Genomic DNA, 15,340 nt, shown 5'->3' with positions numbered 1-15,340 from the left:
TACCTTCTATAAAAAACATTGTGAATTCTCACATAAATTCATCTTTAATGATTTTAGAGAATTGTGGACATGTTGTAAATGTTGAGCAACCTAATAAGTTTAATGAAGAAACGATTAGTTTTATAAAATCGGTTTATGAATAACTTTTTCTGAATTTTTTCTCAACAGAAAAATCTATTAAGTTCATAAAGTTTTTGTGTACGCCAAGGTTTGGTTCTAAACCTAATTGTTTTATTAATTTTGATATAGCCTCTGCATTAAATTGTAAATCTGGTACAGAAACATATTTTTCAAATAATAAACCTATACTTTTATAATAAAGAGTTTCAAAAGTATTTAAGTTTTCTGGTTTAATAGAGGTGTATTCAAAATTATTAATTTTAAAAGACCGTAACACATGACCTACATAATCTTTATGTAGAATTTGTACAGGATTTACAATGTTTAATTCTTTTAAATCTGGTTTTAAATAAGCATAAAGTACAGACTTAGCTACAAAATCTACAGGTACAATATTTAGTCCACTAGCTTTATCTATCCATATTCTAAAGTTTTCGGTACATTTTTTAGCGTATTTGCTTAAAAACATTGGCCAACTATAGAAAACATCAAATTTTGGTGTTTCAAAAAAAGGAGCTTCAATAAGTCTACCACAAACAATACTTGGTCTTAATACTTGTGAATTAATATTGTTTTTCAAACAAAATTCTTTAACAAAGTACTCACTTTCATATTTAGAAGCTTCATATGGATTTCTAAAACTAGTTACATTATGGTTAGATATTTTATCGTCTACTTTTTTATTTTGAATACCAAAAGAGTAGGCTGTACTTATATAAATAAAGCGTTTTAGCTTAGTTTTAAACTCGTTTAATAGATGTTTAGTTACACCTAAGTTTTGTTCTTTTACGTTGTTTTTAGTATCTGTACTTTGTAAAAGATTAGTAGAGCCGGCACAATGAATTATAGTATTAAAATTTAGGTTCTTACAAGAATTTATGTCTAAACTTAATAAGTCTGACTCAATAATTGTAATTTTATCTAGAAGTGTTTCTGTTGAAAATTGATTTAAAAATGAAGGTTTATCATTATCTTCTAAAATTTCTTTTAAACGTATTTTAGCTGAAACTTTTGAAGCACGAATTACAACATATAAATGGTTAACATCTTTTGTAGTTAAAGCCTTGTGAAGCCACTCGAACATAATATGGCTTCCAACAATTCCTGTTGCTCCTGTAAGTAAACAATTCATAATTTATAATTATGATGTAAAGGTAAGTGGTTTATTTATTCTAGCCTTAAACTTTAGCTTCTTTTGCTCTTATAGCATCAATTTTGTCTAAAATTTGTTGTGCATCATTTTGTTTTGCGTCGCTAGCACTACGATTTGAAGTAGACAGTTTAAAAGCTTCTTCTAATAGTTGCTTATATTCTTTTTCTAACTTATCTAGTTCTGTTTTCTTTTTAAAAATTCCAAACATTATTTTTTTTAAACAAAGATAAAGCTATAAATGTTTAAAATAATTAAAATTTTGTTAAACAAAGTGTTATTTTTATAGCCTTAAACTTGCTCTTATGTTAAAAACACGAGGACTTAAAAAGTTTGGAATTGCGTATTGACGTTTAGAGTAAACATCTCTAACCCAAGTGTTAGTTATAGAGTTTTGAACATTAAAAACATTAAAAATTTCTACACCTAAACGTAAATCCTTAAATGGTTTTTTCCAACCTCTATCGAAGGTTTTACCATCTTCAACAAATACATATTGAAAGCCTATATCTGCACGTTTATAATCTGGTAGACGGTTTGTATAAACGTATGGGTCTGAATAACTTGGAGATCCACCTGGTAGACCAGTATTATAAACTAAGTTAATGTATACTTGCACCATTGGTAAGTTAGGCATATAATCTTGAAATAGTGCAGCAAATTTTAAACGTTGATCTGTTGGTCTTGCTATATAACCACGATTATTTCTGTTCTCTTCGGTTTTTAAATAACCAAAACTAAACCAACTTTCTGTTCCAGGAACAAATTCACCATTTAACCTTAAGTCTAACCCATAAGCATATGCTTCTGTATCATTAATTGCGTTATAGCGAATACGAACATTTTCTACAGAATATGGGTTTACGTCCGTCATATTTTTATAATATGCTTCTGTAGTTAGCTTAAAAGGTCTATCCCACATTTTATAGCTATAATCATTACCTAATACTATATGAAACGATTTTTGTGCTTTCACGTTTGGATTTACTACACCATCTTGAGCTCTTAATTCTCTATAAAATGGAGGCTGATAATATAAACCTGTACCAAGTCTAAAAAGCATATCTTTTTTCCAGTTAGGTTTTATTGCAAATTGTGCTCTTGGACTAAAGACTGTCTGGTTATTAGATCCAGAAGCGGCATCGTTTACAGTCCAATAATGTCCTCTAATTCCAGCATTGTACCAAACTTTATGTTCACCAATATTAGAACGTTTACTCCATTGTAAGTACGCTTGAATTCTATCTATACTAGTGTTGTTTCTGGCTCTTACATTTTGAAAAGCTTCTATAGGACCAGAATCTGGTGAGTAAGGTTGATCATTAAATCCTCCAGAACTTGGCGGATTAATAGAGAATCCAGCAGAATCTATAACTTCCCATTCTACTAATCGGTCTCTAATATCTTCATTTGTATATTTTACAGACCATTTTATTTCATTTTCATCTTTAGTAAAGGTTCCTTTTGTTTCAATATTTGTAATTAATGCATCTAAGTCGTTTCTACCGTGATTTAATTGAGAACCAATACCTTCTGAAAATTCTACTTCACCTAAATCTTCATCGCCTATATTACTATTTACTTCACCTAAGGCATAATTTGCAAGAATATCGAAATGCTCTTCTTCTGTTGTGTGATAAGATGATGCAATAAGTTTTAAATTTAGTTTATCGTTTACATTGTAACTTCCTTGTAAAGCTCCGAAAAGTGTTTGATAACGACTTCTTTCCTGTCCTTCATATTGAACCAGTAATGCAATGGGATTATCTAGGGTTCCAAAATTTGTTTGTCGGGTTAAAGGTTCGTAATTATAGGAGTTAATAGATGTGTTTCCAAGAAAGCTCAATTCAAATTTAGAATTAAATTGATAGGTTAAGTAGGTTTGTATATCTGCGAATACAGGTCTAAAATTAGTTTCTGTTTGCTTTGCATTTACAAATAAACTGTTATCTCTGTATCGTAAACCAGTAATACTTGTAAATTTTGAGTTTTTACTTGTAGTTTCTACAGCAACATTTGCACCTAACAGACTTAAATTTGCACTTGCACCAAACTCTACAGGTTTTTTGTAGGTAATATCTAGTACTGATGAAAGTTTATCTCCATATTTAGCTTGAAATCCACCAGCAGAAAAATCGACATTACTTACTAAATCACTATTTACAAAGCTAAACCCTTCTTGTTGACCAGATCTAATTAAAAAAGGTCTATAAACTTCAATCCCATTGACATAAACTAGATTTTCATCAAAATTTCCACCTCTTACAGAATATTGTGTACTTAATTCATTATTAGAACTTACACCTGGAAGCGTCATTAATATATTTTCTACACCAGCATTTGCTCCAGGGATTTTTCTAATTACACTTGGTGAAATAGTAATAATACCTTCAACATCTTTACGTTTTTTTCCATTAATTATAACGGTTGATATTTGAGAAACATCAGTTTTCATTACAGGGTTGAATTCAAATTGTTCGCCATTTTCAAGATTAAATGTAGCAGTAATGTTTTTATGTGAAATATGAGAAAAAATTAATACTATTTCTGTTTTGCTTTTTATTTCTAAAGTAAAAAAACCATTAGCATTGGTTTGTGCACCTGTGTTATTCTCTGTTTTTATATTTACGCCTTCAATAGGTTGATTAAATTCGTCTAAAATCACGCCTTTAATTGTGGCACTTTGCGAGAAGCTTGTTATTGTAAATACAAATAAGTATAAGCTTAATAGGAGTTTTAGTGTTTTCAAAAATACTAAGTTTTATTTTCTAAAAAAGGTTGCTTCAAATGTAGTACTATTTCCAACATTATCTATAACGATTACTTTTAAATTATTCTTGGTATCTATAACGGCTTTGTCGTTAAAATCGTGTATTAAAGTTTTCTTTTTATAGTCGTATTCCATTAAAATGAATTTTCCATTTACTGTTGCTCGATAACTTTTTATCCCAGTTTGTTTATCGTTAATCTGTAATTTTAAAAACCGATACTTACTAAGCCATTTACCATCAGTAAAATTTATGGGTTTAATTGTTGGGTTTATGCTATCTATTGCTAAGTTATAGGTCCCTAAAGTTTTAGATTTTGTAAACAAAACATTTCCAATTCGTTTAGTAGATTGATAACTTGGATAATTATTCCAGCCAATTAACCTTGCTATATATAAGCCTTTTAAGTCTTTATCCTTGTATTCTGATATGTCATATGTAATCGTAAAATATTTAGAAGCTGCTAATTGTGTGTTATGTAATGTTAGTTTATTATTTTCAACTTTAAAATCCATATAAAAATCTTCATAAAAAGTATTTTTAGGAATAGTTACGGAAATATTATTTTTAGTTAGTTCTGTTGTTTCATTTCTAGTTACCAAATAATCACTTTTAAAAGTGTTTTCAATTTTAATACTATCTGTTATAGAACCTTTAATGTTTAAATTAATATTAGTTTTATTATTTTCAAAATCACTAATCGTTACTTTGTATACGGAAGACATACTATCTATAACGGTTATAATGCCATTATTTACTTCTTTAGAAAAAATACTTAGTGGATTATTAGTGTCTTTAAAAACTTTCTGAATTCTTTTTTTCTTTTCCTTATAGTATGGGTAATCTATAAATCGGTTAATATGTTTAGATTCGCTAAAAGAAACACGCTCAAAATTAATCTCAAAATTTTGGAGGCCATTTAAATAACTTTCAATTTTAAATACACCATTATTGTTTCCTGCTAAATCATGTCTATCTGTACTTTCTAAACCAAAACCAATTTCTCCATATGCTTTTATTTCTGGAATTTTAAAATCTCCATTTTTAAGAGCAATTAAACGTAGTTTTTGTTTTGAATTAAATCCATTAACATGAGATGTGTCATTTAAGGGATAAGCATAAAATGATTTAATATTAGGTTTTTTAGTGTCTTTAGTTGTTAATCCAAAGAGCATTGGGTTAATTGGTCTTTCTTGATTATCTCTAATTTCAAAATGCAAATGTGGACCACCTGACCCACCTGTGTTTCCAGATAATGCAATAACTTCCCCTTTTTTTAAAAGTAGTTCTGAAGGTTCAGGGAAAATTTCAACTTCAAAACTTTCCTTCTTGTATTGTATTTTTTTAATATAAGCTTCAAGAGTAGGAGATAGACTTTGTAAATGCCCATAGACAGTTGTGTAACCATTTGGATGCGTAATATAAACAGCTTTACCATAACCAAAATGTGAGATTTTAATTCTGCTAACATAGCCATTTGCTGTAGCATATACATTCAAACCTTCTCGACCTTTTGTTTTAATATCTAAACCTGCGTGAAAATGATTAGATCTTAACTCTCCAAACGTACCAGAAAGTATTGTTGTGATATCTAGTGGACTTATAAAATAATCTTGTGGATATTTAGATTGTGCAGATAGAATTAGAGTAAATAGAAATATAAAACTATGAAGTGCTCGCATACATTTGGGTTTGAAATCTAAAATAGACATTAATTTTAACAAAAACAATTGCAAAGTTAATGCCAATCCATTGAATATAAGCAAGTCTAAGTTTTTTGCAAAAAATCTCTAAAAACTATTGTTAATTAGTAATACTTAACCTAACTTTGTGAGATAAGTATAGTTGTTAATGAGTGGTGTTGAGTTTACTGTAAATTCGCTTGAAATTAAAATAAATAAGCTTTTAAGACAAATGTCTAGCTTAAAACAAGATAATCTAATTTTAAAGCAAAATTTGCAATTAACAAAAGAGCAACTTAAAAACAAGCAAGAAGAAGTTATTAATTGGAAAAATCAATTTGAGACTTTGAAAATTGCTAATGCTATGCTTGGCAGTGACGATAATAAAAGAGAAACAAAGCTCAAAATAAATGCTTTAATTCGAGAAATAGATCATTGTATTGGTCAGCTTTCAGAATAATTAAACAGGTAATTATGGTAGAATCGTTAAAAATAAAATTATCTATTGCAAATAGAGTTTATCCATTAACAATTGAACCTAGCCAAGAAGAAGGTTTGCGTAAAGCAGCAAAATCTATTGAGGCAATGATTACTAAATTTGAGAAGAGTTATTCTGTTAGAGATAAGCAAGATGTTTTAGCTATGTGTGCTTTGCAATTTGCTACTCAAGTAGAGCAGAAGACCATAAATAAGGTTGAAGTTGATAAAACAGTAGAAGATAAGTTAGAAGCTTTGAATATATTGTTAGAACAACATTTAAACAACTAATACGTTCATTAAATAACAATAGGTTACTGCCTACATTAATTATTTTTTTGATAAACTCAACGTTAATTCTTTAAAAAGGGTGAGTTTGAATTTGTAAAAGCATGCTGCTAATAGGTTTCTATTTAGGCAGATCCTTGATCAATTTGTTAGCCCTAAACTTGTTTTTAAGGAGTTTATACAAAATCCAAATTAGTGTAGGCTTTTTTTATATATAAATTTAATATGGAAATAATTTTATACGCAGTTCTTGGAATTGTAATAGGGATAATAGCTGGATTTGCTATAGCAAAAGCATTAGAAAAAAATAATGCTTCTAAGCTTATAAAAAGCGCAAAAAAATCTGCGACTTCTATTTTGAAAGAAGCTAAGTCTGAAAGTGAAGCTTTAAAAAAGGATAAAATCCTTCAGGCAAAAGAAAAATTTATTGAGCTTAAGTCTGAACACGAAAAAGTAATATCTTCTCGTGAAAAGAAAATGTCTGATGCTGAAAAACGCATTAGAGATAAAGAATCTCAAATATCTTCTGAGTTAGCTAAGGGTAAAAAAATGAATTTAGAGATTGAATCAAAAATTCAATCCTATGAAGATAAATCCTTAGCAACAGAAAGAAAACAAGATGATTTAGATCGTAAACAAGCGGAAGTAGATAAGTTGCACAAAAGCCAAGTACAGCAATTAGAAGTAATATCTTCTTTATCTGCAGATGATGCTAAGGCTCAATTAATGGAATCACTTAAGTCTGAAGCAAAAACAGAAGCTATGGCTTATGTTAGAGATACTTTAGAAGAAGCTAAATTAACTGCTCAGCAAGACGCTAAAAAAATTATTATTAACACCATACAACGTATTGGAACTGAAGAAGCGGTAGATAATTGCGTATCTGTATTTAATATTGAAAGTGATGATGTAAAAGGTAGAATTATTGGTAGAGAAGGAAGAAATATTAGAGCAATTGAAGCTGCAACTGGTGTAGAAATTATTGTTGATGATACTCCAGAAGCTATTATACTGTCTTGTTTTGATTCTGTAAGACGTGAAATTGCACGATTATCTTTACATAAATTAGTTACCGATGGAAGAATTCATCCAGCACGTATTGAAGAAGTTGTTAGAAAAACACAGAAGCAAATTGAACAAGAAATTATTGAAGTTGGTAAACGAACAGTTATTGACTTAGGAATTCATGGATTAAATCCTGAATTAATAAAAATGGTAGGACGTATGAAATATCGTTCTTCTTACGGACAAAATTTATTACAACACTCACGTGAAGTAGCAAAGCTTTGTGGTGTTATGGCTGCAGAATTAGGTTTAAACCCTAAATTAGCTAAACGTGCAGGATTGTTACATGATATTGGAAAAGTACCAGATGCAGAAGCAGATATGGAAACTCCTCATGCTATATTAGGAATGCAATGGGCTGAAAAATATGGTGAAAAATCAGAAGTCTGTAACGCTATTGGAGCCCATCATGATGAAATTGAAATGACATCATTATTGTCTCCAATTATTCAGGTTTGTGACGCAATATCTGGAGCAAGACCTGGAGCAAGACGTCAAGTGTTAGATTCTTATATTCAGCGTTTAAAAGATCTAGAAGAAATTGCTATTGCATTTGGTGGAGTTAAAAAAGCTTACGCTATTCAAGCTGGAAGAGAATTACGTGTTATTGTTGAAAGTGAAAAAGTAAACGATCAAAAAGCAGCAGACTTATCTTTTGAAATTTCTCAAAAGATACAAACTGATATGACGTATCCTGGACAAGTTAAAGTTACTGTAATTAGAGAGACTAGAGCAGTTAATATTGCTAAGTAATTTTTAATCAATAATTTTGTATATTAAAACAGTTAGTTATTCTAAATAAATAAAAAGTCTCGTTAATTCGAGGCTTTTTTGTTTTGTGAAATTTGCTCTGTTTTTTTAGGAAAATTAACTTCTTGGATGGAAATTATTAATTGCATCATGTAAATGAGTTCTGTCTATATGCATATATATTTCTGTTGTTGTAATACTTTCATGACCAAGCATTTGTTGTATAGCTCTTAAATCTGCACCATTTTCTAATAAATGTGTAGCAAAAGAATGTCTAAATGTGTGTGGAGAAATTATTTTGCTTAAATTAATTTTCACCGCTAGTTGTTTAATTATAGTAAAAATCATAGCTCTTGTTAATTGTTTTCCTCGTCTATTTAAGAAAACAATATCAGAATGTTCTGGATTTATATTTAATAGACTTCTAGAATTTTTAATATAGTTTGATATATATTTTATTGTAGTATCTATAATTGGCACAAAACGTTGTTTGTTGCCTTTTCCTGTTATTTTTATAAACCCTTCTTTAAAATATAAGTCAGACAGTTTTAAAGACGTAAGCTCACTAACACGCAAGCCACAACCGTATAAGGTTTCTAAAATAGCTTTATTTCGCTCACCTTCTTTTTTAGAATAATCTATAGCTGCTATTAAATTATCAATATCATCTGTACTTATAGTGTCGGGTAATTTTTTGCCTATTTTAGGAGACTCAATGCTTTCCATTGGATTATCTGTTCTATAATCTTCAAAAATTAAGTAATTAAAAAAGCCTTTTAACCCAGATATTAACCTAGATTGAGACCTTGGGTTTAATATTTTTGTACTATTATATATAAATTGAGTTAACTCGATTTTGCTTATATTAATAGGAGAAGTATTAATATTGTTGTTTTTTAGATAAGATATAAGTTTAACTATATCTAAACTATAAGCATTAATGGAATTAGTAGATAATCCACGCTCCAGTTTTAAGTATGTTTTATAATCTTTATGTAAATTAGTCCAATTCATATGTTATTTATGATATAAATTTAGTGTTTAAATTTTGTTTTAAATTATGTTTCTGTTTTTTTTACCTTATTTTAAACTCTATTGGCTTAGTTATTAAGTGTTTAATTGATTATTGTTAATAAAATTGTTAATAACTCTATAAAATGTATTGTTTAAAAAGATAATTATATATATATTTGCCCCATAATTATAACATTAAATCAACTTTTAAATTTAAAAAAATGAAAAAATTAATTTTAACAGCAGCTGTAGCATTATTTGCTTTCACTGCAAACGCACAAGACGAAAGTACTGAAGCTGCAACAGGTAGCTTTGCAAAATCTGACCTTTATGTTTCAGGTACAGTAGGTTTTACTAGTTTTTCTCAAGACGAAGTATCTACTAGTGGTTTTGAATTTTCTCCATCAGTTGGATATTTTTTAACTGACAACATTGCATTAGAATTAGGATTAGGTTTCGGTTCTGATACTGCCGCTAATGACGACAAAACTACAACTGTAGGTGTTGATTTAGGAGCAAGATATTTCTTTACTCCAGCGAGTCAATTTTCTTTCACAGTTGGTGCAGGTTTTGCTTACCAAACTGAAACTACATCTTTTGATGCAGGAGGAGATGATTTCAAATTTAATACTTTCGGATTTGCTGTAGCACCAGGAGTTAACTATTTCGTATCTGACGCATTTGCTTTAAGAGCTTCAATTGGAGCATTATCTTATGCTAGTGCTAAAGCAGACGTAGATGGAGCTGAGGCTGCAAATACTTTCGGATTAAACTTCGATTTATCTGATATCAACTTTGGATTAACTTACAAATTCTAATTTGTAACCAAATAATATTATTAAAAACCCGAAGCTAAGCTTCGGGTTTTTTTATGTCTAAACTTTTGTACTTTTGCGTAATAAGAACTTGAAATGAAAAAGATTATAATTATTAATGGTCCAAATATTAATTTATTAGGTAAACGTGAGCCAGAAATATACGGAAATCAAACCTTTAAAGATTTCTTTAAAACTTTACAACTTAAATTCCCTAATATAATACTAGAACATTATCAGTCTAATATAGAAGGTGAGTTAATAGATAAGTTACAAGACGTTGGTTTTAATTATGATGGTATTATATTAAATGCGGCTGCATACACACATACGTCTGTAGGTCTTGGAGATGTAGTAAAAGCAATTGAAACGCCAGTTGTAGAAGTACATATATCCAATACGTTTTCACGGGAAGAATTTAGACATCAATCTTTTATTTCTCCAAGTGCAAAAGGTGTTATTTTAGGTTTTGGATTACAAAGTTATGAGCTAGCAATACAGAGTTTTCTTTAGGCTTAACGTTATTAAAATACTGAGAATTAAGTAAATAAAAAATCCCAGAATGTTCTGGGATTTTTATTATTTTAAAAATATTTGTTTTTTATAAATGAATCACTTCATCATAAGCATCTGCAACAGCTTCCATTACAGCTTCACTCATTGTAGGATGCGGATGTACTGCTTTTAAAACTTCATGTCCTGTAGTTTCTAATTTTCTACCTAAAACGGCTTCGGCAATCATATCTGTAACTCCAGCACCTATCATATGGCAACCTAACCATTCACCATATTTGGCATCAAAAATTACTTTTACAAAACCATCTTTAGTTCCTGCAGCACTAGCTTTTCCAGAAGCAGAGAAAGGAAATTTACCAACTTTAATGTCTAAACCTTGATCTTTAGCTTGCTTTTCGGTTAAACCAACACTAGCAATTTCTGGAGAAGCATAAGTACAACCAGGAATATTTCCATAGTCTAAAGCTTCTACATCGTGACCAGCAATTTTTTCTACACATAAAATACCTTCAGCAGAAGCAACATGTGCTAAAGCTTGTCCTGGTGTAACATCTCCAATTGCGTAATATCCAGGGATATTAGTTTGGTAATGTTTATTAACTAATATTTTATCTCTATCTACAGCGATACCAACATCTTCAAGACCAATACCTTCAATATTTGTTTTTATTCCTACCGCACTTAAAACCAAATCTGCTTCTAGAATTTCTTCTCCTTTTTTAGTTTTTACTGTTGCTTTAACTCCAGTTCCAGATGTATCTACATTTGTAACTTCTGCAGAAGTCATAACTTTTATACCACTTTTCTTAAACGATTTTTCCATTTGCTTAGATACATCAATATCTTCAACAGGAACAATATTTGGTAAATATTCTACAACAGTAACATCTGTACCCATAGCGTTATAGAAGTATGCAAATTCAACACCAATAGCACCAGAACCAACCACAATCATTTTTTTAGGTTGACTCTTTAGTGTCATAGCTTGTCTGTAACCAATTACCTTTTCGCCATCTTGTGGTAAGCTAGCTAATTCTCTAGATCGAGCACCAGTAGCAATAATAATATGGTCTGCTGAATATTCTTTTCCGTCAACATCTATTTTTTTTCCAGGTTTAACCTTTCCAAAACCATTAATAACGTCGATTTTATTTTTTTTCATTAAAAACTGAACACCTTTACTCATGCCTTCAGCAACATTACGACTTCTGTTTACAACAGCATCAAAATCTTTGTCATAATCTTTAACTACAAGACCATAATCGTTTGCATGTTTTAAATATTCAAAAACTTGAGCAGATTTAAGTAAGGCTTTTGTAGGAATACAACCCCAATTTAAACAAACACCGCCAAGACTTTCTTTTTCAACTACAGCAGTTTTTAATCCTAATTGCGAAGCGCGAATAGCAGTTACATAACCACCAGGACCACTTCCAAGAACAATAACATCGTATTTACTCATTATAATTATATTTCGTTTTTATCAAGTTACGAAATTACAAAACAAAGCTTAATATTTAATTGAAGTTGTAAATTTATTTATATGAATATTAAAAAGGATATATTATATGTTAAAATCTATACTAGCAGAATTTACACAAAATCGTGTTCCGGTTTCTGTTGGACCATCGTTAAATACGTGTCCTAAATGTCCGCCACAATTTGAGCAAACAATTTCTGTTCTGATCATACCATGAGATTTGTCCAAAACATTTTCTATTTTACCTTTAATTGCTTCATCAAAACTTGGCCATCCACAAGAAGATTCAAATTTACTATTACTTTCAAATAACGGTTCGTTGCAACCAACACATTTATAGGTTCCATCTTCAAAATGAAGATTATATTTACCTGTATGTGGCATTTCTGTACCTTTTTTTCTTAATATTCTGTATTGTTCATCTGTTAATTGATTTTGCCAATCAGATTCTGTTTTATTTACGTTATAGGTTTTCATAATTAGTTACTAGGTTTAAAAATTAATGCATCACCGTTAATGCAATGTCTTTTTCCAGTTGTTTTTGGACCATCATTAAAAATGTGTCCTAAATGTCCACCACAAGTTCCACAATGTTCTTCAGTTCTAGAATAACCTAAGTTATAATCTGTAGAAAAAGCAACGTTTCCTTTAATTTCTCTATCAAAACTTGGCCAACCTGTTCCAGAATCAAATTTGTTTTCACTTAAAAATAATGGTGTATTACAAGCAGCACAATGGTAAGTTCCTGTTTTGTAATTCTTATTTAAAGGACTGGAAAAAGGTCTTTCTGTTCCAGATTTTATTAAAACATAAAATTGATCTGGAGTTAAAATAGCTTTCCATTCAGTCTCAGTTTTATTTATCTTAAAGGTTTCTGGTATTGAGTTTTTTGTTTGAGCTTCTGTATTACAGCTATATAAAACTAAAGCAGCAAAAAGTAAAATAAGATTTTTCATTTTTATTATAAAATTAAGGTTTTGGACTAATAATTGACTAGTATTTAACTGATCTTAACATTTTGTCGTATTTAAAATGGAAACCTTATTAATTAATTCTATAATATTTTCTATTTTTATAAAAAATTAACAATCATGAAAAGTAGTCAAATAAAATTAGCAGTATTAACACTTTTAATGTGTTTTTCTTGTTCTAAAAATCCATTTACAGGCAAGAGTACTTTAGCACTTGTACCTAACTCACAATTATTTCCAACAGCTTTTGCTCAATACAATCAGTTTCTTGGAGAGAACAAAGTAGTTACTGGAACGAAACAATCCGATATGATTACTAGAGTTGGTCAGCGTATAGCTATTGCTGCAGAACGTTGGTTAAATGCAAATGGAAAACAAGGTTATTTAGCAGATTATAAATGGGAATATAATTTAGTGGATGACAATACGGTAAATGCATGGTGTATGCCTGGTGGAAAAATTGTATTTTATACAGGAATTTTACCGGTAGCAGAAAATGAGACAGCTATTGCTGCTATTATGGGACACGAAGTTGCTCATGCATTGGCAAATCACGGACAACAACGTATGAGTGCAGGTATGTTACAACAAGTTGGAGCTGTTGCTGGGAATATAGCTATTCAAGACGATCAAAAAAGAGGTTTATTTAACCAAGCTTATGGTATAGGTTCTCAAGTTGGTGTAATGTTACCATTTAGTAGAAGCCATGAAACAGAAGCAGATAAAATAGGTTTATATTTAATGGCAATTGCTGGTTATAACCCAGAAGAAGCTGCTCAGTTATGGGTTAGAATGGGAAAAGCAAGTGGAGGACAAGCGCCACCAGAAATGTTAAGTACGCATCCAGCTACACAAACACGTATTGATAATTTAACACAATTGGCTCCTACAGCTAAATCTGAAGCTGTAAAATTTGGAGTTAATTCTTTTAGACCTTTAGGAGAATTTTAAATTCTTTTACAAATAATAAGTATATTACAAGCTGTTCTATTTAAGAGCAGCTTTTTTATTAAAACTGACGTGTATGGAATCCTTAAAAAAAGGAAGTAAGAAATTATTAAATGCTTGGGCTTTTTACGATTGGGCAAATTCAGTTTATACATTAACTATTGCATCGTCTATATTTCCAATATTTTATGCAAGCTTATTTTTAAATAGCGATGAACCTGCTAAAGCTTTTGGATTTGAATTTAAACAAACCGTTTTAATTACTTTAGTTACTGCTTTTACTTTTTTAGTAGTTGCTATTTTGTCTCCCATTTTATCAGGAGTTGCAGATTATGTAGGTAATAAAAAACGATTTATGCAATTCTTTTGTTATGTTGGAAGTATTGGTTGTATTGGTTTATATTGGTTTGGAATAGAATCAAATGAAATTTATTACAGCCTACTTTTTTACTTTATGGGGTTAATTGGTTATTGGGGAAGTTTAGTATTTTATAATTCTTATTTGCCAGACATAGCTTATCCAGAACAACAAGACAGTATTAGTGCTAAAGGATTTAGCCTTGGTTATATTGGAAGTGTTTTACTTTTAGTTATTAATTTAGGAATGGTAATGAGTCAAGAAAATAACGTTGATAAAGTAGAAATGATGCGTTACTCATTTGTTATGGTTGGAATCTGGTGGTTACTTTTTAGTCAATACACATTTTATGTGTTACCAAATGGGGTAAATCAAGGACATAAAGTAACAAAAGCAGTCTTATTTAATGGATATAGAGAATTAAAATTAGTTTGGATAGAATTAAAACAGAATAAACGATTAAAGGCTTACTTAAATGCTTTTTTTGTTTTTAGTATGGCAGTACAAACTATAATGTTAGTTGCGGTTTATTTTGGTGAAAAAGAAATAGCTTGGGCAAATAACGAAGAGAAAACACAAGGTTTAATTGTTAGTATTTTAATTATCCAATTAATAGCTATAGTTGGTGCAGTCCTAACATCAAGAGCATCAGCAAAATTTGGAAATATAAATACACTTATAGTTATTAATATATTTTGGATGAGCTTATGTTTTTATGCCTATTTTATGATTACACCAAATCAATTTTACATAGCAGCAGGATTAGTAGGTTTAGTTATGGGTGGAATACAATCTTTAGCGAGATCTACGTATTCTAAATTTTTACCAGAAACAGAAGATACCACATTGTATTTTAGTTTTTACGATGTTGCCGAGAAAATAGGAATAGTAATAGGTATGGTTATTTTTGCAATAGTAGAAGAGCAAAGTAATATGCG

At 29.9% G+C, this 15,340-nt stretch carries 15 protein-coding genes and 1 other RNA gene; 8 read left to right on the top strand and 8 right to left on the bottom strand.

Annotation, left to right across the window (positions count from 1 at the left end):
• Positions 1-133: 133 nt before the first annotated feature.
• The 4 genes from ACFDSN_RS09070 to ACFDSN_RS09055 all read right to left on the bottom strand — a co-directional run bounded on the left by ACFDSN_RS09070 (position 134) and on the right by ACFDSN_RS09055 (position 5,720).
• Positions 134-1,252 carry an SDR family oxidoreductase gene (locus tag ACFDSN_RS09070; RefSeq protein ID WP_375239530.1) on the bottom strand — a complete coding sequence of 373 codons (1,119 nt, stop codon included), beginning with the start codon at positions 1,250-1,252 and terminating at the stop codon, positions 134-136.
• 46 nt (positions 1,253-1,298) lie between these two features.
• Complete coding sequence (locus tag ACFDSN_RS09065; protein ID WP_375239529.1) at positions 1,299-1,481, bottom strand: Lacal_2735 family protein; 183 nt, start codon at positions 1,479-1,481, stop codon at positions 1,299-1,301.
• Positions 1,482-1,553: 72 nt separating this feature from the next.
• A complete protein-coding gene (locus tag ACFDSN_RS09060; protein WP_375239528.1) occupies positions 1,554-4,019 on the bottom strand; it encodes a carboxypeptidase-like regulatory domain-containing protein in 2,466 nt (821 codons plus the stop codon).
• 12 nt (positions 4,020-4,031) lie between these two features.
• Entirely contained in the window at positions 4,032-5,720 is a 1,689-nt protein-coding gene (locus tag ACFDSN_RS09055; protein WP_375239527.1) for a M23 family metallopeptidase, read from the bottom strand.
• Between the two features lie 169 nt (positions 5,721-5,889).
• Here ACFDSN_RS09055 and ACFDSN_RS09050 point away from each other — a divergent pair, with 169 nt between their 5' ends.
• From ACFDSN_RS09050 to rny, 4 genes are all read left to right on the top strand, one after another.
• Complete coding sequence (locus ACFDSN_RS09050; protein WP_375239531.1) at positions 5,890-6,180, top strand: hypothetical protein; 291 nt, start codon at positions 5,890-5,892, stop codon at positions 6,178-6,180.
• 14 nt (positions 6,181-6,194) lie between these two features.
• On the top strand, positions 6,195-6,488 hold the full coding sequence (locus ACFDSN_RS09045) for a cell division protein ZapA (protein ID WP_375239526.1): 294 nt from the start codon (positions 6,195-6,197) through the stop codon (positions 6,486-6,488).
• A gap of 54 nt (positions 6,489-6,542) precedes the next feature.
• A non-coding RNA gene (gene ssrS / locus ACFDSN_RS09040) (6S RNA) lies at positions 6,543-6,663 on the top strand.
• A 47-nt stretch (positions 6,664-6,710) separates the two neighbouring features.
• Positions 6,711-8,303, top strand: a complete 1,593-nt coding sequence (gene rny, locus ACFDSN_RS09035; protein WP_375239525.1) for a ribonuclease Y — start codon at positions 6,711-6,713, stop codon at positions 8,301-8,303.
• Positions 8,304-8,417: 114 nt separating this feature from the next.
• Here rny and xerD read toward each other — a convergent pair whose 3' ends face one another.
• Entirely contained in the window at positions 8,418-9,314 is an 897-nt protein-coding gene (xerD, locus tag ACFDSN_RS09030) for a site-specific tyrosine recombinase XerD (protein WP_375239524.1), read from the bottom strand.
• Positions 9,315-9,535: 221 nt separating this feature from the next.
• Here xerD and ACFDSN_RS09025 point away from each other — a divergent pair, with 221 nt between their 5' ends.
• Together ACFDSN_RS09025 and aroQ are read left to right on the top strand one after the other, a co-directional pair.
• Positions 9,536-10,132 carry an OmpW family outer membrane protein gene (locus ACFDSN_RS09025; RefSeq protein ID WP_375239523.1) on the top strand — a complete coding sequence of 199 codons (597 nt, stop codon included), beginning with the start codon at positions 9,536-9,538 and terminating at the stop codon, positions 10,130-10,132.
• Positions 10,133-10,225: 93 nt separating this feature from the next.
• A complete protein-coding gene (gene aroQ, locus ACFDSN_RS09020) occupies positions 10,226-10,642 on the top strand; it encodes a type II 3-dehydroquinate dehydratase (RefSeq protein WP_375239522.1) in 417 nt (138 codons plus the stop codon).
• Positions 10,643-10,730: 88 nt separating this feature from the next.
• On the opposite strand, the gene lpdA is transcribed toward aroQ, so the two are convergent.
• From lpdA to msrB (ACFDSN_RS09005), 3 genes are all read right to left on the bottom strand, one after another.
• Positions 10,731-12,107, bottom strand: coding sequence for a dihydrolipoyl dehydrogenase (lpdA, locus tag ACFDSN_RS09015; protein ID WP_375239521.1), 1,377 nt, complete (start codon positions 12,105-12,107; stop codon positions 10,731-10,733).
• A gap of 102 nt (positions 12,108-12,209) precedes the next feature.
• On the bottom strand, positions 12,210-12,602 hold the full coding sequence (gene msrB, locus ACFDSN_RS09010; protein WP_375239520.1) for a peptide-methionine (R)-S-oxide reductase MsrB: 393 nt from the start codon (positions 12,600-12,602) through the stop codon (positions 12,210-12,212).
• 2 nt (positions 12,603-12,604) lie between these two features.
• Positions 12,605-13,081 (bottom strand): peptide-methionine (R)-S-oxide reductase MsrB, encoded by a 477-nt coding sequence (msrB, locus tag ACFDSN_RS09005; RefSeq protein WP_375239519.1) that lies wholly within the window; start codon positions 13,079-13,081, stop codon positions 12,605-12,607.
• A gap of 135 nt (positions 13,082-13,216) precedes the next feature.
• On the opposite strand from msrB (ACFDSN_RS09005), the gene ACFDSN_RS09000 reads away from it, so the two are divergent.
• A complete protein-coding gene (locus ACFDSN_RS09000) occupies positions 13,217-14,047 on the top strand; it encodes a M48 family metallopeptidase (RefSeq protein ID WP_375239518.1) in 831 nt (276 codons plus the stop codon).
• A 73-nt stretch (positions 14,048-14,120) separates the two neighbouring features.
• The coding region (locus ACFDSN_RS08995; protein ID WP_375239517.1) for an MFS transporter at positions 14,121-15,340 on the top strand (1,220 nt) is incomplete at its 3' end.

This window comes from Aurantibacter sp., from assembly GCF_042094015.1.
Classification (GTDB): Bacteria; Bacteroidota; Bacteroidia; order Flavobacteriales; family Flavobacteriaceae; genus Aurantibacter.
The sequence above is the reverse complement of the archived record's forward strand: the minus strand, read 5'-3'. Positions and strand labels throughout refer to the sequence as shown.